Annotated in this window: 20 protein-coding genes; 11 read left to right on the top strand and 9 right to left on the bottom strand. The window is 54.7% G+C overall.

Features of this window, described 5'->3' with window-relative positions; translation table 11 throughout:
* The first annotated feature begins 11 nt into the window (after window positions 1–11).
* The 5 genes from JO972_RS06525 (at window position 12) to JO972_RS06505 (ending at window position 8,481) form a co-directional block, all read left to right on the top strand.
* Complete coding sequence (locus tag JO972_RS06525; RefSeq protein ID WP_309489211.1) at window positions 12–947, top strand: alpha/beta hydrolase; 936 nt, start codon at window positions 12–14, stop codon at window positions 945–947.
* A gap of 75 nt (window positions 948–1,022) precedes the next feature.
* Window positions 1,023–1,757, top strand: a complete 735-nt coding sequence (locus JO972_RS06520) for an esterase/lipase family protein (protein WP_309489210.1) — start codon at window positions 1,023–1,025, stop codon at window positions 1,755–1,757.
* Window positions 1,758–1,827: 70 nt separating this feature from the next.
* Entirely contained in the window at window positions 1,828–3,513 is a 1,686-nt protein-coding gene (locus JO972_RS06515) for a glutamine--tRNA ligase/YqeY domain fusion protein (RefSeq protein ID WP_309489209.1), read from the top strand.
* Between the two features lie 138 nt (window positions 3,514–3,651).
* Window positions 3,652–6,969: a DUF1553 domain-containing protein gene (locus JO972_RS06510; protein ID WP_309489208.1), complete on the top strand. Its 3,318-nt coding sequence runs from the start codon at window positions 3,652–3,654 to the stop codon at window positions 6,967–6,969.
* A 15-nt stretch (window positions 6,970–6,984) separates the two neighbouring features.
* Entirely contained in the window at window positions 6,985–8,481 is a 1,497-nt protein-coding gene (locus tag JO972_RS06505) for a DUF1501 domain-containing protein (RefSeq protein WP_309489207.1), read from the top strand.
* A 320-nt stretch (window positions 8,482–8,801) separates the two neighbouring features.
* Here the strand turns inward: JO972_RS06505 and JO972_RS06500 are convergent, their stop codons facing one another.
* The gene (locus tag JO972_RS06500; protein WP_309489206.1) at window positions 8,802–9,191 is read right to left on the bottom strand and encodes a DUF6515 family protein; all 390 of its coding nucleotides are present in this window, start codon (window positions 9,189–9,191) and stop codon (window positions 8,802–8,804) included.
* Between the two features lie 476 nt (window positions 9,192–9,667).
* Window positions 9,668–10,636, bottom strand: a complete 969-nt coding sequence (locus JO972_RS06495; protein WP_309489205.1) for an integron integrase — start codon at window positions 10,634–10,636, stop codon at window positions 9,668–9,670.
* A gap of 132 nt (window positions 10,637–10,768) precedes the next feature.
* Between JO972_RS06495 and JO972_RS06490 the strand changes: the two genes are divergently transcribed.
* Window positions 10,769–11,353 (top strand): hypothetical protein, encoded by a 585-nt coding sequence (locus JO972_RS06490; RefSeq protein ID WP_309489204.1) that lies wholly within the window; start codon window positions 10,769–10,771, stop codon window positions 11,351–11,353.
* Between the two features lie 11 nt (window positions 11,354–11,364).
* Here the strand turns inward: JO972_RS06490 and JO972_RS06485 are convergent, their stop codons facing one another.
* Window positions 11,365–12,342 (bottom strand): IS30 family transposase, encoded by a 978-nt coding sequence (locus JO972_RS06485; RefSeq protein WP_309489203.1) that lies wholly within the window; start codon window positions 12,340–12,342, stop codon window positions 11,365–11,367.
* Between the two features lie 265 nt (window positions 12,343–12,607).
* Between JO972_RS06485 and JO972_RS06480 the strand changes: the two genes are divergently transcribed.
* From JO972_RS06480 to JO972_RS06470, 3 genes are all read left to right on the top strand, one after another.
* The gene (locus tag JO972_RS06480; RefSeq protein ID WP_309489202.1) at window positions 12,608–13,216 is read left to right on the top strand and encodes a PEP-CTERM sorting domain-containing protein; all 609 of its coding nucleotides are present in this window, start codon (window positions 12,608–12,610) and stop codon (window positions 13,214–13,216) included.
* A gap of 521 nt (window positions 13,217–13,737) precedes the next feature.
* The gene (locus tag JO972_RS06475; RefSeq protein ID WP_309489201.1) at window positions 13,738–14,640 is read left to right on the top strand and encodes a hypothetical protein; all 903 of its coding nucleotides are present in this window, start codon (window positions 13,738–13,740) and stop codon (window positions 14,638–14,640) included.
* A 148-nt stretch (window positions 14,641–14,788) separates the two neighbouring features.
* Window positions 14,789–15,019, top strand: coding sequence for a hypothetical protein (locus JO972_RS06470; protein ID WP_309489200.1), 231 nt, complete (start codon window positions 14,789–14,791; stop codon window positions 15,017–15,019).
* Between the two features lie 425 nt (window positions 15,020–15,444).
* On the opposite strand, the gene JO972_RS06465 is transcribed toward JO972_RS06470, so the two are convergent.
* Genes JO972_RS06465 through JO972_RS06440 form a run of 6 tightly spaced genes read right to left on the bottom strand, consistent with a single transcriptional unit; the run spans window position 15,445 to window position 20,699 of the window.
* On the bottom strand, window positions 15,445–16,821 hold the full coding sequence (locus tag JO972_RS06465) for a tetratricopeptide repeat protein (RefSeq protein WP_309489199.1): 1,377 nt from the start codon (window positions 16,819–16,821) through the stop codon (window positions 15,445–15,447).
* Window positions 16,818–17,531: an energy transducer TonB gene (locus JO972_RS06460; protein WP_309489198.1), complete on the bottom strand. Its 714-nt coding sequence runs from the start codon at window positions 17,529–17,531 to the stop codon at window positions 16,818–16,820. Before JO972_RS06460 ends, JO972_RS06465 begins: the two co-directional genes overlap by 4 nt.
* A 33-nt stretch (window positions 17,532–17,564) precedes the next feature.
* Window positions 17,565–17,969: an ExbD/TolR family protein gene (locus JO972_RS06455; protein ID WP_309489197.1), complete on the bottom strand. Its 405-nt coding sequence runs from the start codon at window positions 17,967–17,969 to the stop codon at window positions 17,565–17,567.
* A 26-nt stretch (window positions 17,970–17,995) separates the two neighbouring features.
* Window positions 17,996–18,529 (bottom strand): MotA/TolQ/ExbB proton channel family protein, encoded by a 534-nt coding sequence (locus tag JO972_RS06450; protein ID WP_309489196.1) that lies wholly within the window; start codon window positions 18,527–18,529, stop codon window positions 17,996–17,998.
* Between the two features lie 34 nt (window positions 18,530–18,563).
* Window positions 18,564–19,949, bottom strand: a complete 1,386-nt coding sequence (locus JO972_RS06445; protein ID WP_309489195.1) for a MotA/TolQ/ExbB proton channel family protein — start codon at window positions 19,947–19,949, stop codon at window positions 18,564–18,566.
* Window positions 19,950–19,958: 9 nt separating this feature from the next.
* On the bottom strand, window positions 19,959–20,699 hold the full coding sequence (locus JO972_RS06440) for a DUF3450 family protein (protein WP_309489194.1): 741 nt from the start codon (window positions 20,697–20,699) through the stop codon (window positions 19,959–19,961).
* Between the two features lie 400 nt (window positions 20,700–21,099).
* Here JO972_RS06440 and lepB point away from each other — a divergent pair, with 400 nt between their 5' ends.
* Together lepB and JO972_RS06430 are read left to right on the top strand one after the other, a co-directional pair.
* Entirely contained in the window at window positions 21,100–22,368 is a 1,269-nt protein-coding gene (gene lepB, locus JO972_RS06435; RefSeq protein ID WP_309489193.1) for a signal peptidase I, read from the top strand.
* A gap of 75 nt (window positions 22,369–22,443) precedes the next feature.
* Window positions 22,444–23,268: a phytoene/squalene synthase family protein gene (locus JO972_RS06430; RefSeq protein WP_309489192.1), complete on the top strand. Its 825-nt coding sequence runs from the start codon at window positions 22,444–22,446 to the stop codon at window positions 23,266–23,268.
* Window positions 23,269–23,322 lie beyond the last annotated feature (54 nt).

Raw genomic sequence — 23,322 nt, 5'->3', positions numbered from 1 at the left:
GCATTTCCACCATGAAAACTTTGATCACACTCGCCATCCTCAGTGCCCTTGTCACCATCGGCCATGCGGAAGATGTTAGCATCCAGTCCGGCGGGTTCACCATCAAAGGAACACTCCTAACAGCTGGCGAGGACAAAACCACCGCCGTGCTCCAGATCGCCGGCTCCGGCCCGACCGATCGCGATGGGAACACCACGGGCTCTGAGGCGAAAAACGACAGCCTCAAGCTGCTTGCCGTGGCACTCCACAGCAAAAACATCACCACCCTGCGCTACGATAAACGCGGCGTCGGTGCCAGCGGAGCTGATCAGGTCAAGGAGGCCGAGCTGCTGTTCGATCACTACGTCGACGATGCCGTGCAGTGGTGCCAATTTCTGCGCCAGCGTGGCTACCAAAACATCATCCTGCTAGGCCACAGCGAAGGAGCTCTCATCGCCACCCTCGCGGCGAAAAAGACCGATTGCGCAGGCCTCGTGGTGGTCGCCGGAGCCGGCAGAAAGGCATCGGTATTGCTCAGCGAACAACTTCAGGCACAGCTGCCGCCCGCCTATTTCCGCAGAGCCAAGCTCACTCTCAAGGCACTGAGCGAGGGCAATCAGGTGCAGAACACGGTGCCAGCGCTGGAGCAGCTTTTCCGCGCCAGCGTGCAGCCCTACCTGATCTCCTGGTTCAAATACGATCCGGCCGAAGCCATCGCCAAGGTCGAAGTGCCGGTGCTTATCGTCCAGGGCAGCACCGACCTCCAGACCACGGTCCGCGATGCCAAGATCATGCATGAGGCGGCTAAGGGCAGTCAGCTGAAAATTATCAAGGGCATGAACCACGTGCTGAAAAAGCAATCCGGTGACCTCAAGGAACAGATGAAATCCTACAACGATCCCACCCTGCCGCTGCACCCAGATCTGCTTCTAGCGCTGAACGGTTTCCTCCAGCAAGTGAGGAAGTAACGGCCAGACATCGACTCATTCGATGTGTGCACGCCCAAAAATCGATCTCACGGACGACGCAATCCGTGCTAGCTTGTGAGCAACCCAAGTCACTCCACTCTGAAAACGCAACACTCCAAATTCCGTCGTCTCGGCGTTCTCCGTCTGCCGATGCCCTGGCACCAGCCGCGCATCCGTCAGGCCGAGGGCGACACCGTCATCCTGCTGCACGGCCTCTGGCGCAGCATGTGGGCGATGGACCCGATGGCCGACTTCTTGCATCGCCAAGGCTACCACACGGTCAATATCCCCTACCCATCGTTCCGCAAACCTCTGGAGGAAATCATCAGTCAGGTGCACGAGGTGATTGCCGCTCAGGAAAATGGACGCCCGGTGCACTTTGTCACCCACTCGCTCGGAGGCATCGTCACCCGTCAGTTGCTCGCAGAGCTGCCGCCGAAGCAGCCCGGCCGCATCGTCATGCTCGCCCCGCCGAATCAGGGCAGCGAGATCATCGACTGGTTAGACCACCTGCCGCCGCTGAAAATGACCCTCGGCCCGGCCGGAGCCAAACTCGGCCGAATGGTGCTCGACGCCCCCATTTTACCGCAGGAAATCGACTCCGCCGTGATCATGGGCCAGCGCAGCACCATCCCCCTGTTCCGCTGGCTGCTCGATGAGGACAACGATGGCATTGTCTCCGTCAAAAGCGGCAAAATCGAAGGCCTGAACGAATTCCACGTGCTCGATACCGATCACACCTTCATCGCCACCGAACCCCAAGTGATGGACATGACCAGCTGTTTCCTGAAAAACGGTCGGACAGAATAAGCCGGATCCTGGCGAGTAACCGAGATTCTGCTTTCTCTTTTCAGCTCAGGCATCTAAAACCCCGCCGAACATGAGCGCCTCTGAGAAAAAAGAAAAACTCGATTTCATCCGCGAAATCATTGCCAAGGATCTGAAAAGCGGCAAGCACGACACCGTCGTCACCCGCTTCCCACCGGAACCCAATGGATACCTGCACATCGGCCACGCCAAGGCGATCTGCTTTAACTTCGGAATCGCTCAGGAAAACCAGGACGTCAACGCCCGCTGTCACCTCCGCTTCGACGATACCAATCCGGCCAAGGAAGAGGCTGAATACGTCGACAGCATCAAGAAAGACGTCAGCTGGCTCGGCTTCGACTGGGGTGAGAACCTCTACTTCGCCAGCGACTACTTCGACTTTTTCTACGATTGCGCCGTGCACCTGATCAAGGAGGGCAAGGCCTACGTCGATGAGCAATCACTGGAGGAAATCCGCGAGACCCGCGGCAATGTCACCACGCCCGGCACCCACTCCCCCTTCCGCGATCGTCCTGTCGAGGAAAGCCTCGATCTCTTTGCCCGCATGAAAGCCGGTGAGTTTGAAAACGGCAAGATGGTCCTGCGTGCCAAGATCGACATGTCGTCGTCGAACATGAACATGCGCGACCCGGTGATGTATCGCATCGTCAACACCCCTCACCACAACACCGGTGACAGCTGGTGCATCTACCCGATGTATGACTTTGCCCATCCGTTGGAGGATGCCAAGGAGCACATCACCCACTCGCTCTGCACCCTGGAATTTGAAAACCACCGTCCGCTCTACGAGTGGGCTATCGAAAACTGCCCGGTGCCCTCGCAGCCGCGTCAGATCGAGTTCTCCCGCCTGAACCTCAGCTACACCGTGATGAGCAAGCGCAAACTGCTTCAGCTGGTCGAGGAAGGTCGCGTCAGCGGCTGGAACGATCCCCGCCTGCCCACGCTCTCCGGCATGCGCCGCCGTGGTTACCAGCCGGCCGCTATCCGCAGCTTCTGCCATCGCGTCGGCATCACCAAGGTGAACAGCGTCACCGACATGTCGATTTTGGAAGCCGAAATCCGCAACGAGCTGAACCAGAATGCCGAACGCCGCATGGGTGTGTTAGATCCCCTCAAGGTGGTCATCACCAACTGGCCGTCCGACGACCATTCGGAAAAAGTCACCGTGCCTAACAATCCTGCCAACGACGCCGCCGGCACCCGCGAGGTATCGCTCGGCAAGGAAATCTGGATCGAGCGCGATGACTTCATGGAGGACCCGCCGAAGAAATTCTTCCGCCTCGGGCCTGATCGCTCCGTGCGCCTGCGCGGAGGCTACATCATCACCTGCACCGGCTTTGAGAAAAACGACGCCGGCGAGGTCACCGAGATCCACTGCGAGTTCATCCCCGATACCATCGGCAAGGATGCGCCCGAGGGCATTCGCTGCCGTGCCGCCATCCACTGGGTGGACGCCGCCACCGCCGTGACTGCCGAAGTGCGCCTATACGATCGCCTGTTTTCCGAGGAAAACCCGGACGCCGCCGAGGATGGATTCCTCAGCTGCTTGAATACCGATTCCCTCTCCGTGATCACCAATGCCAAACTGGAAGCCTCACTGGCAGACGTTCCGGCGGAGGCGGTGTTCCAGTTTGAACGGGTCGGCTACTTCTGCACCGATAACGTCGATCACGTCACCGGCGAGAAGATTGTCTTCAACCGCACCGTCGCGCTGAAGGATTCTTGGCGATCGAAGTAAATTGTTACCCACTTGTGAAAAGTCCCACCGCGGTAGGGACTTTTTATCGTTCTCATCTGACAGTTTTGGTCGAGTCTCTTGGTAGTCTTACACTACATCCGACACTCGAAGCCACGGTGATCTGCCCCGCAGACCATCGTGGCCCAGCCAAAACCCACGATGATTTCTATCAACAGCCAACGCATCACCGCCGTCTCAGTCGCCTGCCTCTGTGCCCTGGCGTCCTGTGATCAAAAGCAACGTGCCACGTCTCCGGAGCAGACCTCCGAGGACGATCCAGCTCCCGCAATCAGCGCGCAGCCCGCATCGGAGCTGACCACCATTTCCGCTGACCAGCCGGTATCGTTCAACGAGCACATTCAGCCGATTCTTTCCTCGGCCTGTTACCACTGCCACGGCCCGGACTCCGGCACACGCGAGCCAGGAGGTCCGTTGACCCCCAACGATGGCCCACCGCTGCGCATCGACCAGCCGGAATTTGCCTTCGCCAAGCGGCCGAATGGCAAAGCCGTCATCATCCCCGGAGACCCGGATGCCTCGCTGCTGCTCAAGCTGATGGAATCGAAGAATCCGGACGAGGTAATGCCGCTGCATCCGGACCGCTCGCCGCACGGGTCGATCTTAGCGCCGGAGAAAATTGCTCTGGTCCGCCGCTGGATCGAGGAAGGCGCCCAATACGAAGAACACTGGGCCTACCTCCCGCCGAAAAAAACCGAGCTCCCAGCCATTCAGCACCAAGACTGGGCACGCAACCCGATTGATCATTTCATCGCCAAACGCCTCGAGCAAGCCGGCCTCGCCCCCAATGATGAGGAGGACAAGGCGCGGCTCCTGCGCCGACTCAGCTTCGACCTCACCGGCCTGCCGCCCAGCGCCGAGGAGGTGGAACAGTTCACCAGCGATCCCCGTGACTTCGACACCGTCTATCTGGAAAAAGTCGACCAACTGCTGCAGTCAGACGCCTACGCAGAACACTACGCCCGACACTGGCTCGATGTGGCCCGCTATGCGGACACCCACGGCATCCACATCGACAACTACCGCTCGATCTGGCCCTACCGCGACTGGGTGATCCAGGCTTTCCGCCAGAACATGCCCTTCGATCAATTCACCCGCGAGCAGATTGCAGGCGACATGATGCCGTCGGCCACCCTCGATCAAAAAATTGCCTCCGGCTTCCACCGCTGCCTTCCCACCACAGGTGAGGGCGGTGCCATTGCGGAGGAATACCAGGCGATCTACGCCCAGGACCGCGCGGACACCACCGCGGCCGCCTGGTTAGGGCTCACCTTCGGCTGTGCCTCATGCCACGATCATAAGTTCGATGCTATTTCGACCAAGGAAAACTACCAGCTCACCGCCTTCTTCCGGAACACCACCATGGCCGCGATGGACCGGAATAAGGCTGATCACCCACCCAACCTGCTGGTCCCCCGGGCCGACGATCGCAAGCGTCTCCCCAAGCTCAATGAAGAGCTCGCTCAGGTAAAACAATCACTGCAGCAGCACCGCAAGGCTCACGAATCCCAGTTTCAGGCATGGCTCAAATCGCCGCAGAGCGAGCGCAGCTCCGCCGTGGCAGACGAACACCGAATCCTTCAGCTCGACCTCAACCATAAGAGCCATGGCCTCACCGATTCCAAGGGCAAGACCTATCGCTCAGAGCAGCCGCTCAAGTGGGTTAAGGCCGACTTCGGCCAGGCCGTTGCCTTCACCAAGAACAACGCCATTCAGCTCGGCAATGCCGGTGATTTTGAGCGCGATCAGGCATTCAGTTTCTCAGCTTGGATGAAAGCCCCCCACGGGTTTTCCGGCGCGCCCATTGCCAAGATGCACACCCAGGAGTCGCACCGCGGATACGACCTCTGGTGTGAACAAGGCCACCTGGCCGTGCACCTCATTCACGCCTGGCCCCAGGATTTCATCAAAGTCACCACCGTGAAAACCTACCCCAAGAACAAGTGGTTTCACGTGACCGTCAGCTACGATGGATCCAGTCAATCGGATGGAGTCAAAATCTACATCAATGGGAAACCGGCGGCCGTCAAGGTGAACGCCAACAAGCTCACCGGATCCATCAAAACCAGCGCCCCCCTGCTGCTGGGCAAGCGGTTCAACCGACAGCCATTTGCCAACGGCCAGCTCCAGGGGTTCCAGTTATTCAATCGTGAACTCACCCAGGCCCAGGCACTGGCCATTTCTGTGGATGGACGGATCGATGCCCTGCGTCGCTTGGCAAAAAAGACCCCGAACCAAATCCAACAACTCCGCGACTACTACTTCGAATCGATCGATCAACAAATACGCCCCACACTCGCCAAACTTCAGCAACTTGAGCAGGAAAAGTCCGCCATTGTTAAACGAGGCAACATCACCCTGGTGATGCAGGAAAAGACTAACACCGTGCCCTATGCTCACGTTTTAATCCGTGGCGAGTATGCGAACTTGGGCGAGAAGGTCAGCCCGGATGTCCCCGCCTCGCTACCACCGATGAGCGAAGACATGCCGAAAAACCGGCTCGGCCTGGCGCAGTGGCTCACCATGCCGGAAAATCCCCTCCCCGCCCGCGTCACGGTGAACCGCTATTGGTCCTACCTCTTTGGCAAAGGCATCGTTACCACCAACAGCGACTTCGGAGTCATGGGAGCACGCCCGAGCCACCCCAAACTCTTGGACTGGTTAGCCGCTGACTTCGTGGAAAACGGTTGGGATTTTCATCACCTACTACGCACCATCGTCAGCTCGTCCACCTACCGGCAGTCGGCCAAGATTTCTGCGGAAAAATTGGCTCGCGACCCGCTCAACACGCTGCTCTCGCGCGGTCCTCGTTATCGCATGGATGCCGAGCAGATCCGCGACCTCGCACTGCACAGCAGCGGCCTGATGAGTGCCCAGCTGGGAGGCCCATCCGTCAAGCCACCTCAGCCGAAAGGCGTCTGGGAGGCCGTGGCGATGAACCAATCGAACACCCGCTTCTACAAAGCAGACCAAGGAAACAAGGTCTATCGGCGCTCACTTTACACCTTCTGGAAACGCACCGCCGTGCACCCGGTGATGGACATTCTCAACGCTCCATCACGTGAAGTTTCCTGCACCCAGCGTGATCGCACCAACACACCGCTGCAAGCACTGGTGGTGATGAACGGTCCGCAGTTTCTCGAATCCTCACGACGCTTAGCCAGCGCGGCCATGGCGCACAGCGAGGACAGCCGCAGTCGTATGGACTACATTGCCATGCGCTTGCTGTCGCGGCGCATGAGCACCGAGGAGAGCCAAATCATCCGGCAAACCTTGGACGCAGCTCGAAAAAAATTCACCGCCGATCCGGAGGCCGCGGCAACATTCATTGCCATCGGTGCCACACCCAACCAGCCGGATAGCAACGCCGCCGAACTCGCCGCCTGGACTCTGGTGGCCAATCAGATCCTCAACATGGATGAAACGCTGAACAAATAACTAGCCCCACCTGCCATGAACCAAACCGACCTGCGTAAAACCCTCGACTTGCACAACAACGCCCTGACACGGCGACAGTTTTTCCGCAAACACGCCATGGGCTTGGGAGCCGCTGCCCTGGGATCCATGCTCCCCCAAGAACTGATGGGTGCCATTGGCAAAGCCACAGGCAAAGCCCAATTTACCCCTGCCGCCAAGCGCGTGATCTACATCTCCCTGATCGGCGCTCAATCCCAGCTGGAGACCTTCGATTACAAACCCAATCTCCAAAAGGAGTTCAAAAAAGACATCAAAAGCTTCCTCGAAGATTCCGGCCAGCGCCTCACCGGCATGACCGCAGGGCAGACGAAGTTCCCCGTTGCTCCGGCATTCACCTCCTTCAAGCAACACGGCGAGTCCGGCGCCTGGGTTTCCGATTTGCTCCCCTACACCGGCAAGATGGTCGACGATATCTGCATCATCAAATCGATGCACACCGAAGCCATCAACCACGAGCCGGCGAACCAGCTGATTTACACTGGTTCGATGCAGGCCGGCAAGGCATCGATCGGTTCATGGCTGTCCTACGGACTCGGCAGCCTGAACAATGACCTCCCCACCTTCTGCGTGCTGCACGCCAAGCACTCCAACCCCAAGGCCAATGTCCAGGCGATCTCTAACCGCCTCTGGAGTTCCGGCTTCCTTCCGGGGAAACACGCCGGTGTCAACCTGCGCTCAATCGGTGATCCCGTGCTCTACCTCAAGGACGCGCCGGGCATCGATCGCGACCTCCGCCGGTCCATGCTCGATGGCCTCTCCGCCCTGAACCAACAGACGTTGAATCAGGTCGGCGACCCCGAGATCCAGACCCGCATCCAGCAATACGAGATGGCCTACCGGATGCAGATGTCAGTGCCTGAGCTGACCGATCTCTCCCAGGAAAGCGAAGCCACCTATCAGCTGTATGGCCCGGATGCGAAAAAGCCCGGCACCTTTGCCTACACCGCCTTGATGGCGCGCCGCCTCGCCGAGCGCGGCGTTCGTTTCACCCAGATTTTCCACCGCGGCTGGGACCAGCACGGCAACCTGCCGCGCGATATCAGCTCGCAGTGCAAGGACATCGATCAAGCCTGCTATGGCCTGATTCAAGATCTCAAACAACGAGGTCTGTTAGAAGACACCTTGGTCATCTGCGGCGGCGAGTTCGGGCGCACGGTCTATTCGCAAGGCACGCTGACCGAGAGCAATTACGGTCGGGACCACCACCCCCGCGCCTTCTCACTCTGGCTGGCGGGAGCCGGGGTCAAAGGTGGCACCGTCTACGGCGACACCGATGAATACTCGTTCAACATCACCACCCCGGATCAAAAAGTCCACGTCCGCGATCTCCACGCCACCATCCTCGAACGCTGCGGCCTCGATTTCCACAAATTCGGCTACCTCTACCAAGGACTGGAACAAAAACTCACCGGCGTCGAACCCGCCAAGGTGGTGACGGATATTTTGAACTCCTCGCATATGATGAAACACTGAGTTTAGAGGCCGGGTGTCAGTAGTCAGTAGTCAGTAGTCAGTAGTCAGTTGTCAGTGGACAGTTTGTCAGTGGGCAGTCGGCAGTGGGCAGTGGGCAGTGGGCAGTGGCCTGGCGATGCTATCGCTCGCGGTTATTTCGAGTTCGGTGGTCTCGCGCGGCAGCCCCAGCGGGGCGATAAAAACTAGCGCGGGGTGAAACCCCGGGGAAAAGATCGCCCCCACCAACAAGTCCCGGAGGGACGACAGAAGGCCTCAAAAAAAATAACCCGACACTCACTCTCGAGGCCGGGTCATCGTGTTCGTTGTATGCAGCCAAACTGCTAGAAGTTCACGCGGAAGGAAATCCAGCTACTGCCTGACTGACGGTAGTAGATGCCATTGTGAACGTAGCAGGTCTGGCCACGATAGGTGACACGACGGCTACCACGCGGCAGACTCTTTACCACTTGCTCATTGTAGCGGTAGTGGCGCTTGATGTTCTTGGGGGCTTTCACCTTCACATAGCTTGCACCTTTCTTCACGTAGCAATTCTCTCCAGAGAAGTAGTAGGTCGTTTTGCCATGCTTGACGGCTTCGTAGTAGCGAGTTGTTTGTTTGCTCACTGATTTCCCCGGCGAATGTTTGCTCTGTTTAGGTGCTTTTGCTTGAGCACTCACAGCTCCAAGGCTGAGGATGACACTGCTGAGGATGAGGACTTTATTGGTTTTCATGTTAGTTATTTTGGGTTGTTTATTGTGCATCTCTGCACCTCATCAAACAGGTGATTTCACCCGAAGTATCAATTTTTCACCAACTCATTTATTCAAATTATTTTCAGTTTTTTTTCGAGGTTTAACTCTAACTACAATCACCACCCCCGTGGCAATCTGCAGCACTAGCTCCGGCAAGAGCGGCAGAGACTGGAGCAGGTCTAATGCTCGTAATTCTGACTACTAACCACAGGCTAACGCGCTGCTTCTGCTAGATTCGCAATAACTGCTATCATCACTGACTGGGATCATTTAGTTCTGCCTGCACGAAGTAGGAGGTTAGCTAATAGAAGAGGCTTTCCGGCATCCAGTTTGCCCATGCGGCGGACCATTTCTAGATTAGCCATGGCGTCATCAGTTCGAACCATGTCTCCACAGCTGTGGTCATATCCACAGAAGTCCTTGCTGTCACTGAAGACTGCTTTGGCAAAGCAGCCCTACAAATCATCCAACGGGCTCCCCGCCCGCCCGGACATCGCGTGGATCACATGGGTGTAAATCTCTGTCGTTTTCACACTCGAGTGCCCAAGGGCCTCTTGGATCGTCCGTAAATCCACCCCTTTCTGTAAAAGATGCGTCGCATAGCTGTGGCGGAAAGTATGCGCGCTGATTCTCTTCGGTATCTGTGCCTTTTCAGCGGCCTTACTGATCCACTTACTCACCGCACCTTCCATGATGTGATATCGTTTGGTCTCCCCATCCGCAGGGTCAGTGCCCAAGCGAGCTGCCGGAAACACCCAATACCATTCCCAGCTACGGCTTGGTCGGCCTCCATGTTTTTTATCATAGGACGCCGCCACACTCACCCTCGCGCCACCAGCTCGCTCATCCTGTTCAAATAGTAGCCTGGCCTGCTGAACTTGGCCTTTCAGCTGCACCTCCAAACTTCCGGGCAGAGTCACTGTCCGGTCCTTGCCCCCTTTGGCATCCCTCAGCCACACTAAACCATTGGAAAAATCCACATCTTTGATTCGTAGCCTGAGCCCTTCACTTACGCGCAACCCACATCCATACAAAAGGCTTACGAAAACGGCAGGCACACCATCGCGAACCTCTTTCAAAAGCCTTCTCACTTCTTCCTGACTCAATACAACAGGCAAGGTTTTCCTTCTTTTGGCCCGCTTAACATCGATCTCCTTCAATTCAATTTCCAACACTTCGCGATAGAGAAATAGCAAGGCACTAAAGGCTTGATTCTGCGTTGATGAGGCCACTTTTTTCACCGAGGCTAAATAATCCAAAAAATCTTCCACCCCCTCCTGACCTAAATCCACAGGATGCTTCATTCCGTGAAATTTCACGTAATGCTTATACCATGAGACATACGAACTTTCAGTTCTCCGCGCCAAACCACGCCGACGCATCTTCGTCCTCAATTTCATCTCAAGCTTACCTTTTTCAGCCATTGATTAGCTTTACCAATAAATACGGTTATTTTCCAACAGAAAATAACCCATAGTAGCAATTATCTTCTGGACGAACATAAAGGAATTGATAGATTTTCCATTGTGTTAATAACCACACGTTATGCTAAAAGTATGGAACCTCTATATAAGAAGAAAATTCAAGAACTTCTCAGCACTGAGTTCAAATTGATTCCAGAAGCTAAAGGCACCCACCTGTTAACTGGTGAATCCATTAAGGCTGACTTTCTTTGCTATCCAAAAGCAACTGCTATTCAAAAAGGTTTTAAGAAAATCTGGTTCGTAATCGAGTGCAAAGCTCCCCAATCATCAGAAAGTGTTAAGAAGTGTCTAGATGGATTAGCCCAGGTTCTCTCCTATCGTGATTCTGAGTTCGAGGGGATACGTCCTGAAATGGTTTTCTTATTTCCAGAGATTCAACAGTTTGTCCAATATGACAACGAAAACAAATACGGCAACCAGCCCAAAAACCAATCTGATAAGTCAAAGACATTATTACTCAGACAGTTTCTAGAACGATTAAACATCGGTGAGATCTCAGAATGCAGTAAACGACGCTTTGAGATGCGTTTTGCATCGAATCGACTTTACGATCCCGACAGAGGTCAATCGCAAATACCCATGTTAGGTAGAGCTGTCAGAATCGGATTAAGAAAATTAAAAACACATTGTAAACCACAAGAAAACCCTACAAAATAAACTGCTTAGGTTCAAGTATGAAGTGCAACGTTAGATAATCCGTGGAAGACTTCGTTTGGTGTTAAGTATCCGAGCCTTTTCCTCGGTCTATTGTTCAACTTGTTAGCAATGGCATTACACTTGGCTTGGGTCAGGTTATGCATACTCTGACGCTTCGGTAGATACTGCCGGATCAGACCATTTGTGTTCTCGTTGGTGCCACGTTCCCATGAGTGATAAGGGTGGGCGAAGTAGAATTTCACTCCATGCTTTTGCTCCAGTTCACGGTAACCGTGGAACTCAGTCCCGTTGTCCGGGGTGATGGTCTTGAAGCGCCCCTCGCAACGCGATATCAATTTGGAGAGACGTAGATTGGTTTCCGACTTTGTCCTGGCTTCCAGCTTGCCGATCATAAGGTAGCCTGACATGCGATCCACGACGGTGGATATACAGTGGCGGCCACTGATGGATCCAAGCACACTGTCGAGCTCCCAGTGACCTATTTCTTGTCGGAGGTTGGCCGCATCAGGCCGTTCGGTGATCATGGTTTTACCAGGAAGGCGGCCCCTGCTGTCGTTTCTACCCCAGCGCTTGCGCCGCCTTTTACGCGAACCACGTAAATGGGTATACAGGGTCCCTCCGAGCTTTTTGTTTCTCCAGATATGAAGGTAGATCGTTTCATGACTGATGGAGAGCGTCCCTTCTCGTTTAAGCCTCCCCGCAGTTTGCTCAGGGCTGTATTCATCGCGGATACAGCGCTCGACGATTTTCCACTCTCCCCAATCAAAACGCGAGCCTCGGCGAGCCCAACGTTTGCGAGCGTTGTAGTTTGAATCGGCGTGTGACGCCCGGTAACGACCGTCCTGACTTCGACTGTTGCGCTTGATCTCACGGCTTATGGTGGATGGGGATCTGCCGAGGTGCTGAGCGATGGCCCGGAGTGATAATCGCTGCATTCTGAGCGCCCCGATAACGCATCTTTCTTCTTTGCTGAGGTGTCTGTATTTCATGATGGCAATGGCTCGTCCCGCTGGTTAGCGTGCGGGGATCACCGTTGCACTTAGTTTATGAATTCAAGCTGCATAACAAGTCGCAGTAGTCCGACCACCACGGCGCCTGTTTGCTAAGTTTTCACACAATTACAACCTCAACACCTTCGCCTACCATCGCTCTCTCCGTGGAGTCGGCTATGCTATGACGTTCGACAGAAAAAAGACACAACCAACAAATATTAAGCTGGCATAGGTTCTGCTGATTTTGCTATTATATATCTTTATGAAAATAAACCGCCAAGTTGCTACTTTAGCAACCACAGTAATCACATTCGGATCGCTCGCAGGTAATGTTGGCGCAGCCACACTAATCACATTTAATGATGGAACAGCTTCGGGTTCTGATATCTCTAACTTCTATTCCACCTCTGGAGTAATCTTCACCAACGGAGAGTGGAGTGACCTCTCGAGTGGATTCACTCCCCACCCCGATTCCGACGGCTTAAGACTCAGTGGGGATGGAGCTAATGCTCAGCCCAAGTCGGGCAGCCCAATCAGCTTGACTTTCACAACTTCAATGGCAGTCGTATCCGTCATTGCCAATAATGTTAATGCTAATGGCGCACGCATTGACATCTATGATTCAGAGGTAGGAGGCAACTTGATTAATTCCCATCAAGTAGTTGGCCCCAGCGGCGCCCTGGATAGTAATTTTGTTTTAACCGCTTCCGGTTCGGGAATACGGCGAGTCGAATTGTATCAACCTTTCAACGTTGAATCAGAAGGTGTTCTATTTGATAATCTAGAGTTTGATTCTGTCCCGGAGCCATCCTCGTCACTTTTTCTTGGGCTGGCCGGCTTGGGCTTATCTTTCAGGCGTTCACGGCTTTAAAAGTCGAACAATGCGCAGCAGACCAACCCCCTACCCGCCGCGCAGTCAAATTTTGCTCTAACTACAACCATTAACTCATCCATCACAGCTCGCCCTCGGTAGGGGAGTGGCTGTGCTAGGACGTTCGCGATAAATGAGAAAACTATTTGGACTGATCTTATTACTGCTAACGCCGTTGTGGATTTGTCTCATATTCTATTTTTTGCCCCTAGGGTCAGTCGGAATCATGGTTCCCCTTTCTTTTATTTTCTTGGCTGTTGCGATTCCATACTATTTGTGTTGGTGGCTAAACTCGATTGGTGAACGGAATCTAAGATTGCTGCTCCAGGTCGCATCAGTTCCTGTTGGAATTTTTTTAGCGGTTCTGGCGATTAACTTGTATTTCCCTTTTACAGCGTGGCTCGATCTAGATGACTTTTACTGGATGTAGACGGTCGGGAAGGTCGAGAATAAACAACGCGAACAAAGCATCGCTCCCAATCCATGACCGCGCTTGAGTTTGTCGGAGCTTTCTGTAACTTGTGACTGAATTCCCGTTTCAACATCATCAGGCAATTCTGGTCATGGATGGGAAGATTTTAACGTTATGCAAAATGAGTAACTTCTATCATAATATCTGTTCGAATAGAGATATTTGGCAAGTTGGGGTCTACTATGATACCCAAAATGACACAGCCTTGATTCACGATCTCCCTGAACGAAAGTATTCGATGACTATCAAAGACTTGGACTTTTCAAATCCTGTCCTTTTAGTTGATGGATATGTAGCATTTGCTGGAGGTTACTCAAACGTCTATGGTGTAGCCAACTACAAGAATGGAACGTTTTGGGTTTCCAAAGGCAATACCAAGTTTCATGGACTAGATTCTGATAGGGCTTCCCTCGCTGTGCAGTTGGGCAAAGAGCTTCATCGTATTGATTTGGATACAGGGGAAAGATTGTCTTCTTTGCCAGTGAACGGAACTGTAAAGGCATTGGGTGAAGGATGGATGGTAGTTAGCACTAAGAAGCAGCTCATTTTACATCAAGATGGTATTGAGCCCATAGCCTTTCCCCTTATTAATTGTGCAGGTGAGGTAGTAGAGTCACATGGTCACATTATTGTGAACGACAGGCAAGGTCCCCTAAGGATTGTTCTCAAGGGAACCAACAAGGTTGTTCAGGAGATCATTCCTGAGCCTAATTCTGAATATAGCTGTTTTACAATATCCTCCAAAGGTCTCCTAACATACACTCAACACTTTTTTGATGAACCCACAACCACGTATGTTCACCAAAGGTTGCTTGATGAGACTGAGGATCTTAATTTGACTGTCATTGGTCTATCAGGAGTAAATCATCTCATCAAAGAAGGGGCAGAGTTGATGTTTGCTACTTGTTGTTTGTATAATGCTTCGTCTGGGGAGAAGGTTGGATCATTCTAAATCAACCAAGGCATAACAAGCAGGTGCACTCAATCAGATACCGCGTCCAAGTTTGTGAGAGTGTACTTGCTTCGGTCAAGGTTTTTGGTATCTGTAGTTCAAGTTCATAAATGTATCTGATGAGTGACCTTAAACGTTCGACAATAATATGAATACAAAAAACATGTGCCTGATTATCATTACCTCTTGCGTTGTGGTCGTAAGTATTTATGCCGTGCTCTTCCTGAACTCGGTGACTCATTCAGGCAATGAATCGGGTCGTTATATACAAGTTGACCATCGTCAGAATGCAGTGATTTTCGGCTCTAGCATGAGGACAAAAAATACAGCTGTTATCGATACAAAAACTGGGGCAGTGAAGGATGCCGTGCAGGAATAATCAAACAGTTCGTAACGTGAAAAAATTGGTCGAACAAGTCGCAGCAGCCGACCGCTACGGCGCCTGTTTGCTAAGTTTTCACACAACTACAACCTCAAAACCTTCGTCTAACATCACTCTTTCCGTGGAGTCGGCTATGCTATGACGTTCTACATCCTGCCTACAAATTCAGGCGGTTAGGATGATTGCTAAACAGTGGGTTGTTAGTAATGGCGGCAGCGCGGAAGTCATGCCACGTCAGCGACTGCGATGCAGCGGAAACGCGGGTATTTACAGACTTGTCAGCCTGTGGCTGAGGGTAAGCCGTTGAAGCATTTTCACATTCCAGGCGGCCATTACTGGCGATAATCATTGAAAAGGTAGAAAATTTTCTACAGCTCTCCCCTTTCTGCCGTTGCTCAGGGTCTGATACGCGCAAAAACTGTCTAACGGGCGGCTTCGGCCAAGTTGGCGACAGCATTGCGGTAGGTGCTGATCGCGGGGCTGGAGCGGATTTTCAGGACCAGATCGAGCTCTTCGAGGGCTTCCGGATAACGGCTGAGGCTGACGTAGAGTTTGGCCAATTCCAGGCGGGCGTTGTATTCGTATCCTTCGATCTTGGACGCTTGCTGCAGTAACATTTCGCCTTCCTGGTTACGCTTTTCCTCGATCCGATAACCGGCCAGGAGGGTGAGCGCATCTCCGTCGAGAGGATCTTTTTTCATCAGACTTTCTAACACCTTCGCCCCCCGTTCAGGGTTTTCCCCGGAGTCGATATCGATCAGGGCACCGAGGCGCTGGAGCTTGGACGATAGCTTCTCGTCCTTGATCTCCGGCCACGCTTTGGCAACGGCATCGGCAAAGTCGCGTGCCAATTTCCAATCTTTGCCGTCAGCTGCGAAGGCCAGCACATTGAGGGCGGATTCGAGCGGAGCTTTGGGCTCCATTTCGATCGCTGCCATCATCACGGGCCGGGCCAGTTTGCCATTGCCGGAGCGCAGGTGCAGGTTGGCTAAGAGAAGATGATTTTCGGCGTCGAGCTTACCCATGCGACGCACCATTTCGAGATTGGTCATCGCCTCATCGCTGCGGTCCATGGAGAGCTGGATCGACGACTGCAGCAGGTAATATGAAACTTCTTCAGGACGGGCGGCGATCACTTCGTCGACCAGTGCGAGGGCCTCTTCGTTGCGCTGCAGGTGTTGCAAACACTGGGCGATGCCCGCTTTCCAATCGATGCTCTCCGGCTGGGTGACTTGGGCGAGACGGTAGGCCTGCAGGGCGGAGGCGTATTGTTCCTTCTGCATGCGGCCGTAGGCCAGCTGACCATAAGTGGCGCCATCCTGGTCGCCCAAGCGTAATGCTTGCTCGAAGGCTGGCAGCGCCTTGTCCCAGTCGTCTTGACGCACATAGACAAAACCAAGGTTGCGGTGGGCTCGGCGGAAGTTGGGGAAGATTTTCAGCGCTTTTTGATACGACTCGGCAGCGTCCTCCATCTCGCCTAACTCAAACTGAATGTTGGCGATATTGAAACTGATCGCGGCGGAGGTCTTTGCCAAGGAGCTGGCTTTTAACTTCGCCAGTGCCTCCTTACGTTTCCCCAGTGCCATCATCGACTGGATCGATACTAACAAACCGCGCTCCTCGGTGGTCACAGTCGGCTCAATCCGGGCATTGATCCGGTAAGAACCATTGAAGGATTTTAAGAACTCGGAGTCCTTCCAGTAGCTTTTGGAAAGCGGCAGAGCTTCGGCTGCGGAGAGAGAGCTCACCAGCAAGGAACTGCATACTGATAACTGAATACTGAATACTGAGAAATTCATTTTCTAATGGTAATGGGCCAGGTCATCACGGCTTTCACCGGTTTTCCCTGACGAGTGGGTGGAGTAAAGCGGGAGCCGCTGGCGATGCGCTTGGCGGGTGCCACCAAGGCCGGATGCGAGGCGGAAACGACAGATAAAAACTGGCTGCGACCGGATGGCAGGATGATGACACGCACCACCACACGACCACTGGTCGCGCCGCGAATGCTGCTGGGAAACCTAACAGAAGGGTTACGGAGAAGGCGCGGTTTGCGATCGAGCTCTCCCAGCGAATACTGGGATTTGGGTTTCGGTGGGGCTGCTTTGACGCGTGGGCGCGGTTTGCTTTTGACCGTCGGTTTGCTGACCTTGGGCTGGGGCGTCGGGCGTTTCACCACGGGCTTCGGCAGGGGTGCCGGTGGCTGATCGGTGAAGAAGGGATCGACCACCAAGGTGGGGTCAACCTTGACGTGGGACACAGGCATCGGCGGCTGGCTGACGTCGAGCGTGGGCGCCAGGTCTTGTAACGACGGTGGTGGCGGCGGCGGTGGGTCATCGGTCACTTCCTCCTCCGGTGCCGGTGGTGGAGGTTCCGGCAGGGCGGCCATTTCCACTTTGCGAATTTCAAACTCGGGGGTGTCCTGCTTCAGCACCATCATGCGCGTGGCGACTAACACCGCCAAGAGAATGGTGGTGGTGGCGATGCCTAGGATGATGGATTTTAGTTTCATGGGGAATGAGTCTTATAGGACCTATACGACCGATTACTTCGCAGTAGCTAGGTTGACGGTTTTGGCTCCGGCTAGTTTGGCGGCGTCGATGACTTGGACGACGAGGCCGTGGTTGGCGTCGGTGTCGCCTTGGATGATGACGGGGGTGGAATCGTCCGACTCCAGCATGGCGGCGACCACGCTGCGCACGCCGGCCACACCGATGCTGCGACCGCCTTGGTAGACTTGGCCATTGGATGTCACGGCGATCAGAATCGAGTTCTTATTCAAATCCTCAGCCGAGGCCGCGCGGGGTTTGTTCACGTCCACCCCGGTTTCCTCAACGAACACGGTGGTGACTATGAAGAAGATCAGCAGGATGAACACCACATCGATCAAGGGAGAGATGTTGATCTCCGAGGCGGATGTGTCATCGTTAAAATTTCTGAAACGGCGCATGGTGACTTGGGAAGGTGGAAATAGGTTTATCCTCGCTTGGGTTCGGCGATGAGGGCGCTGTGCATGTGCTGCTGCAGGGCTGCGTGGGTGACTTGCGTTTGTTTGCGCAGTAAAGCTAACAGGAAGGCGGCGGGGATGGCGATAAGCAGGCCGGCCTGGGTGGTGATCAGCGCCTCGGAGATACCGACGGAAATTTTATCGATGGGTTTGGCGGTGCTGCTGGTGGCCAGTCCGGAAAAGGTGACTAACATCCCCGACACCGTTCCTAACAAGCCCGCCAAGGGCGCGGCTCCGGCCAGCACGCCGATGAAGGGCAAGCGGCGCTCGACCCAGGCCAAGCGATCCAGCTCGAAGGTGGTGAAATCGCCAATAATTTGCCGTCTCCCCTGCCCGCTGTGACGTTGCTCGTTCTGCAAATACGTGTCCCCCATTTCCTTCTTCACCTTGCGCAGACCAAACCACGTGGCAGCCAGCATGGTGTAGAGCCCCACGCCGAGCAGCAGCAGGCACCAGAGAATGGGGCCGCCTTGGCGAAGGACACTATGGAGTTCTGAGAACATTTTTTTCAGACAGAATGAACAGAATTTTTCAGAATTACTTGGGCTCTGTGCTTGGAGTTTGAACCTTGTCACCACGCAAGCCATTCACCAGGGTGAGACCCAGTTTTTCGGTGGTGGTGGCGATGCCTTGGCAACGGCGTGAGAGTAAGGCGTGAATGATCAGCGCGGGGATGGCGACGACCAATCCGAACAAGGTGGTAATCAGCGCTTCGGAGATTCCGCCGGCGAGCGGTTTGGCATCGCCCGTTCCGGAAACGGTGATGACGTTGAAGGTGCGGATCATTCCGGCGACGGTGCCCAGCAGACCTAACAACGGCGCTGTGGCCGCGGTAATGGCAATGAATGGTAGCCAGTTCTGCAGCTTGTTCTGCACGCCGATGAGCTGCTCGTAGAGGACTTCCTCCACCACATCCGGTCCGGCTTTGGCGTAGCCGAGGCATTTGCCAACGACTTCAGACGCCGGGTGATAGACTTTGGACGCCTGAGCTTGGGCGCTTTCTTGATCGCCTGAGCGGAGGGCCGCGAGGATTTTGGCAATCCAATCGGACTCCGGCGTGCGGATGCGGATGATCTGGGCAAACTTGATGATGCCGGAAATGGCCGAGAACAGCGCAATGCCGAGGATGGGCCAAATCCAGAAACCTCCCTTGCGGAAAATATCGAGTTTGTCCTCTTCCAGACTGGCAAGAGCGAGTGCCTTGCCCCCGGTGACATCGATGTCCACGGTCGACTCCCCACCGGCGATGATGGTTTTGATTTCCCCACGTTGCCCCGGGTGCACTTTCGGGCTGCGGCTGCCTTTTTCGCGGACAATGGATCCGGCCAGGGAGTCGTCGGCTGCGGCGAACCATGCCGAGGGGCCTGCGAGAGCGAAGGTGCCTTCTTTCACCGTGCCATCGGGGGCCACGGCCTCACCTTGCACGGTGCTGCCACCGATGAGCTTATCGAGTCGATCCACCCCGGCTTCCAGCGAGGCGAGTCGCTTCCTCATCAGCTCGGCCGGTGTGCCTTCCGGACTGTGCAGGCCGTTCAGCGCCTCCTGATAGAGAGCCTCTTCGCCGGGAAGCAGGAAGGTTTCCAATTTCAATCCGAAGTCGCGCAGTTGGCCCACCACAAAGGTCTGATTCTGGGCGGAGAGGTAGTGTTTTTTCTCCAGCTCCTTGAGCAAGGCATCGCGATCGCTGACCGCCATGCGGGCGATTCTGGCCTTGCGGCGTTTTTCCACCAGATCGGTCCGGACGTCATCGAAGGCTTTGGCCAAAGGTGGTTTTTCCGCGGCAATGGTTTCGCGCTGGGCGGTCAGAGCCTTCTGGGATTGCTCCAGATCTTTTTGGATGGACGTCAGGTCCTGAGCCGATGCGCTACCGAGACCGGCGGCGACGACAAGAGCGAGACGGGTGGTGATTTTCAAATCGAACATAACGAAAAATTATTTGGATGCTTCAGCGCTGACCCCCACGGGCAGCTTGATGAGCTGAGGTTGTTTGTCCTTGCGATAAACGGCAATCGCCTGGCGGATGTCATCCGCGAGGTCCGCCTGATCTTGCCAGACCCAGCCCTCTTTTCCCGGCTGACCGATGCCGGCAGTTTCTCCGCTGGTGGTGGCGAAGTAAGCGCGGGCCAGACCGAGGTAGAGCACATCGACCGTCATCTTCTGGCCGCTCTGCAGGGTGCGGGTTTCCTCGCCCAGGGTGATGGTGCGATTGAACTGCCCGGCTCCGGAAAGCACGGAGAGCATCGACTTCAGCACATCGCGCGGCTTGCCCATGGCTTCGGCCGAAGTTAGGAAATCAATATCTGCGGCGAGTTCGTCCTGTAGCGGCGCGGGCAGACGCTGGATGATGGTTTTGATCCGTGGCAACAAGCGAGCCATGGTATCGGCCATCAAGCGCTGGGCATCGCGGAACTCTTTCAGCTCGCTCTCTAACTTGCTCTTGCGGGAATCGACCAATCCGGCGGAGCTACCGGCTTTTTCAATCTCCTCGTTGAGCAGCTTGAGCTCTTTCTGGTAGAGATCGAGCAAATCCTGCATCCGCTGCTTTTCCACCTGCCAGTCGTTTTTCTCCTCGGACAGCAAGCGCTCGGTCTGCACCCACTGGCGGATCAGCTCGCGGTGCGCGGCAGGGTCAGGCGTTGCGGATTTTTCCTGCGCAACAGCAGAGCCTGCCATGATCAGAATAAGCGGTAATATAAGTTTCATCATTTGAAATAGGAAAAGGCAACTCCCCACGTGTCATGGACAGCCAGCCGGATTGAATCTCTGCCAGTGCAATAAACGAACAATCGAGATCGTCAATGCGTTTTTAGCCCAGGCTAATCTTTATTCACTCGGCATATTATCCACCACTCCAACCTTCAGCGAACATTTCAATGACAAAAGGCTCTCTGAGCGCAGCAGCGGCGACACCCACTTATTGATACTGGTTCTCAATAGCAAGAGAAATGTGGTTTTTCGTTCTATTATCCACTCAGAATCACAAGGACGCATTTCGACGAGATGCGAAAACTACGGAACATCTGAAATTTTTCCCTTGCTGGATGGTGCATCCTGACGGCTATTTCAGTGCGACATGTTTGCACCCAAGTGGAAAAAGGAAGCGAAGCTATTGGACAAGGCTGCCAAGAAGTTTCTGAATTACAAACGAGATTTGTTAGAAGACAAGCAGATCGAGGAGATCCACTCACGCCGCAGTGACCTGCGCGCTGCGGTCAAATCGGGCAATAAAGATAGCTGCGCCGAGGCCAGCAAACAGCTCCAAGCGACCTGTGAAAGCGCCCTGCCCCGCTATCAAGCACAAGGATGGGTGGAGGAAAACTTGGAGGTTTTCTTTGTCGCCATCGTCGTCGCTCTCGGCCTGCGTGCCTACGTGGTGCAGCCGTTCCGCATTCCGACTGGTTCGATGCAGCCCACGCTCAACGGCATCGTTGCCACCCCTCTGCCCGATGACGAGCAGTTACCATCCATGGCTACCCGCGCCATTCAAAAAGCCACCCACGGTCGCACCTATGTCGATCTGGTCACCGACACAACGAAGGTCCTGCGCCAGAACAACCCGGTCATCGAACGCCCGGTGTTCCACTTTTTCACCCGCACCTACATCTACTTTGCCGATGGCAGCAAGATGTCCTTCCCTGGACCTAAATCCGCCTTGCTTGCGCAAGGTGAGGACGGCAAGGGCTTCGGTTTCGCTCAAACCACAGGATACGTTGCCGCAGCAAGACTCAGCCCCGAACAACGCGCGGAGCTGCGCCAGGCAGGCGTCCCCTTCGATGGTCAACCCAACCAAGAATCCGCCTTCTATACCAATCCGATGCTGGCGCCCGACACCAAAGTCGCCCATGGCTACATCGACAGTGGTGATTTGATTCTTGTCGATAAAATGTCCTACCATTTCCGAAATCCATCACGCGGAGAGGTCTTCGTTTTCGATACCCGTGAGATCCAGCGTATTCACAGCGACGCCCGCGCCCAGGGCACCGTCGCCGGCTCGCACTACATCAAACGTCTCGCAGCCGTGCCCGGAGACTCACTCCAGATCCAAGGGCTCGACCTTTACATCAATGGAGAGCTCGCCAGCGAACCTGGCTTCAAAAAAGTCATGAGTCAGGAAAATGGCTACCGCGGCTACGAACCCCGCGAACGCCTGGCAGGCAAACATCACTTCAAGGCCAACTTCTCCACCCGTCCCGGCATGAACGAATACATTGCTCTGGGCGACAACTCATTCAACTCTTCCGACTCCCGCCACTGGGGAACCGTCAAGGAGTTCAACGTCATCGGACCGGCTTCGTTCACACTCTGGCCATTCGGCAGCGGCCACTGGGGCCCCATCAAATAAGCTCCGAACGAATGCGTGAATGTTGGATTCACCACCTGGTGCCCTCCCCCCCTGAAACGATCAACATTCTCTGTCATGTCATCCGCTCAACAAATCACTCGCAAGGCGAAATCCAATCTCGCCATTGCGCTGACCTTCCTACCGAAGGAGCGCAAGCGCGATATGATTACCTTCTACGCATTCTGCCGGGTCATCGATGACTTGGCGGATGATTTGGATATCCCATTGGAAAAAAGGAAACGCGGCTTGGCGGAATGGCGCGCTGGCATTGAGTCCGGATTCACAAAGCCCGACGAACTCCAGAGCGAAGTGCTCGGACTGATCGATCGCTATCAAATCTCCAAACAACCCTTCCTCGACCTCATCGACGGCTGCGCGTCCGATCTCGAGCCGCAACGCTTTGGCAGCTGGGAGGAGTTGGAAAACTACACCTACCGGGTGGCCAGCTGCGTAGGCCTGATCTCCACCCAGATCTTTGGCTGCACCCATCCGGACTCGGAGAAATACGCCGTCGCTCTCGGCCACGCCCTGCAGATCACCAACATCCTGCGCGATGTCGATGAGGACCTGCGCAATGGCGGCAGAATCTACCTCCCCTTGGACGACTTCGTCCGCTTCCAATACAGTGAGCGGGATCTGGTGGGCAGGGTGCACGACGGCCGCTTCATCGCCATGATGGCCTGGCAGGCTGACCGTGCGGAGAAGTTCTACCAGCAAGCCCTCGATCACCTTCAGGCCGAGGACAAAAACGCGCTCAAGGCAGCCGAGGCAATGCGTAAAATCTACCATCAGCTGCTCACCAAGATGCGCAACGATGGCTTCCAGGTCTTCGGCCAGCGCTACTCCGTTTCCAAACCTCGAAAACTGGGTATTTTACTAACCACATTCCTCGGTTTTTAATTCAGCAGATTGGGCAATTTCTTGATAGTCGAAAGATCGCACGATCGTATAATC

The organism is Oceaniferula flava (genome assembly GCF_016811075.1).
GTDB classification, from domain to species: Bacteria; Verrucomicrobiota; Verrucomicrobiia; order Verrucomicrobiales; family Akkermansiaceae; genus Oceaniferula; species Oceaniferula flava.
Note: the sequence above shows the minus strand (reverse complement) of the source record. Positions and strands in the feature narration are given on the sequence as shown.

Bases quoted from the DNA above. Each gene is read 5' to 3' on its own strand.
- JO972_RS06525 (WP_309489211.1), top strand. From the start codon at position 12: ATGAAAACTTTGATCACACTCGCCATCCTCAGTGCCCTTGTCACCATC.
- JO972_RS06515 (WP_309489209.1), top strand. From the start codon at position 1,828: ATGAGCGCCTCTGAGAAAAAAGAAAAACTCGATTTCATCCGCGAAATC.
- JO972_RS06505 (WP_309489207.1), top strand. From the start codon at position 6,985: ATGAACCAAACCGACCTGCGTAAAACCCTCGACTTGCACAACAACGCC.
- JO972_RS06500 (WP_309489206.1), bottom strand. From the start codon at position 9,191: ATGAAAACCAATAAAGTCCTCATCCTCAGCAGTGTCATCCTCAGCCTT.
- JO972_RS06495 (WP_309489205.1), bottom strand. From the start codon at position 10,636: ATGGCTGAAAAAGGTAAGCTTGAGATGAAATTGAGGACGAAGATGCGT.
- JO972_RS06490 (WP_309489204.1), top strand. From the start codon at position 10,769: ATGGAACCTCTATATAAGAAGAAAATTCAAGAACTTCTCAGCACTGAG.
- JO972_RS06485 (WP_309489203.1), bottom strand. From the start codon at position 12,342: ATGAAATACAGACACCTCAGCAAAGAAGAAAGATGCGTTATCGGGGCG.
- JO972_RS06480 (WP_309489202.1), top strand. From the start codon at position 12,608: ATGAAAATAAACCGCCAAGTTGCTACTTTAGCAACCACAGTAATCACA.
- JO972_RS06470 (WP_309489200.1), top strand. From the start codon at position 14,789: ATGAATACAAAAAACATGTGCCTGATTATCATTACCTCTTGCGTTGTG.
- JO972_RS06465 (WP_309489199.1), bottom strand. From the start codon at position 16,821: ATGAATTTCTCAGTATTCAGTATTCAGTTATCAGTATGCAGTTCCTTG.
- JO972_RS06460 (WP_309489198.1), bottom strand. From the start codon at position 17,531: ATGAAACTAAAATCCATCATCCTAGGCATCGCCACCACCACCATTCTC.
- JO972_RS06455 (WP_309489197.1), bottom strand. From the start codon at position 17,969: ATGCGCCGTTTCAGAAATTTTAACGATGACACATCCGCCTCGGAGATC.
- JO972_RS06450 (WP_309489196.1), bottom strand. From the start codon at position 18,529: ATGTTCTCAGAACTCCATAGTGTCCTTCGCCAAGGCGGCCCCATTCTC.
- JO972_RS06445 (WP_309489195.1), bottom strand. From the start codon at position 19,949: ATGTTCGATTTGAAAATCACCACCCGTCTCGCTCTTGTCGTCGCCGCC.
- JO972_RS06440 (WP_309489194.1), bottom strand. From the start codon at position 20,699: ATGGCAGGCTCTGCTGTTGCGCAGGAAAAATCCGCAACGCCTGACCCT.
- lepB (WP_309489193.1), top strand. From the start codon at position 21,100: ATGTTTGCACCCAAGTGGAAAAAGGAAGCGAAGCTATTGGACAAGGCT.
- JO972_RS06430 (WP_309489192.1), top strand. From the start codon at position 22,444: ATGTCATCCGCTCAACAAATCACTCGCAAGGCGAAATCCAATCTCGCC.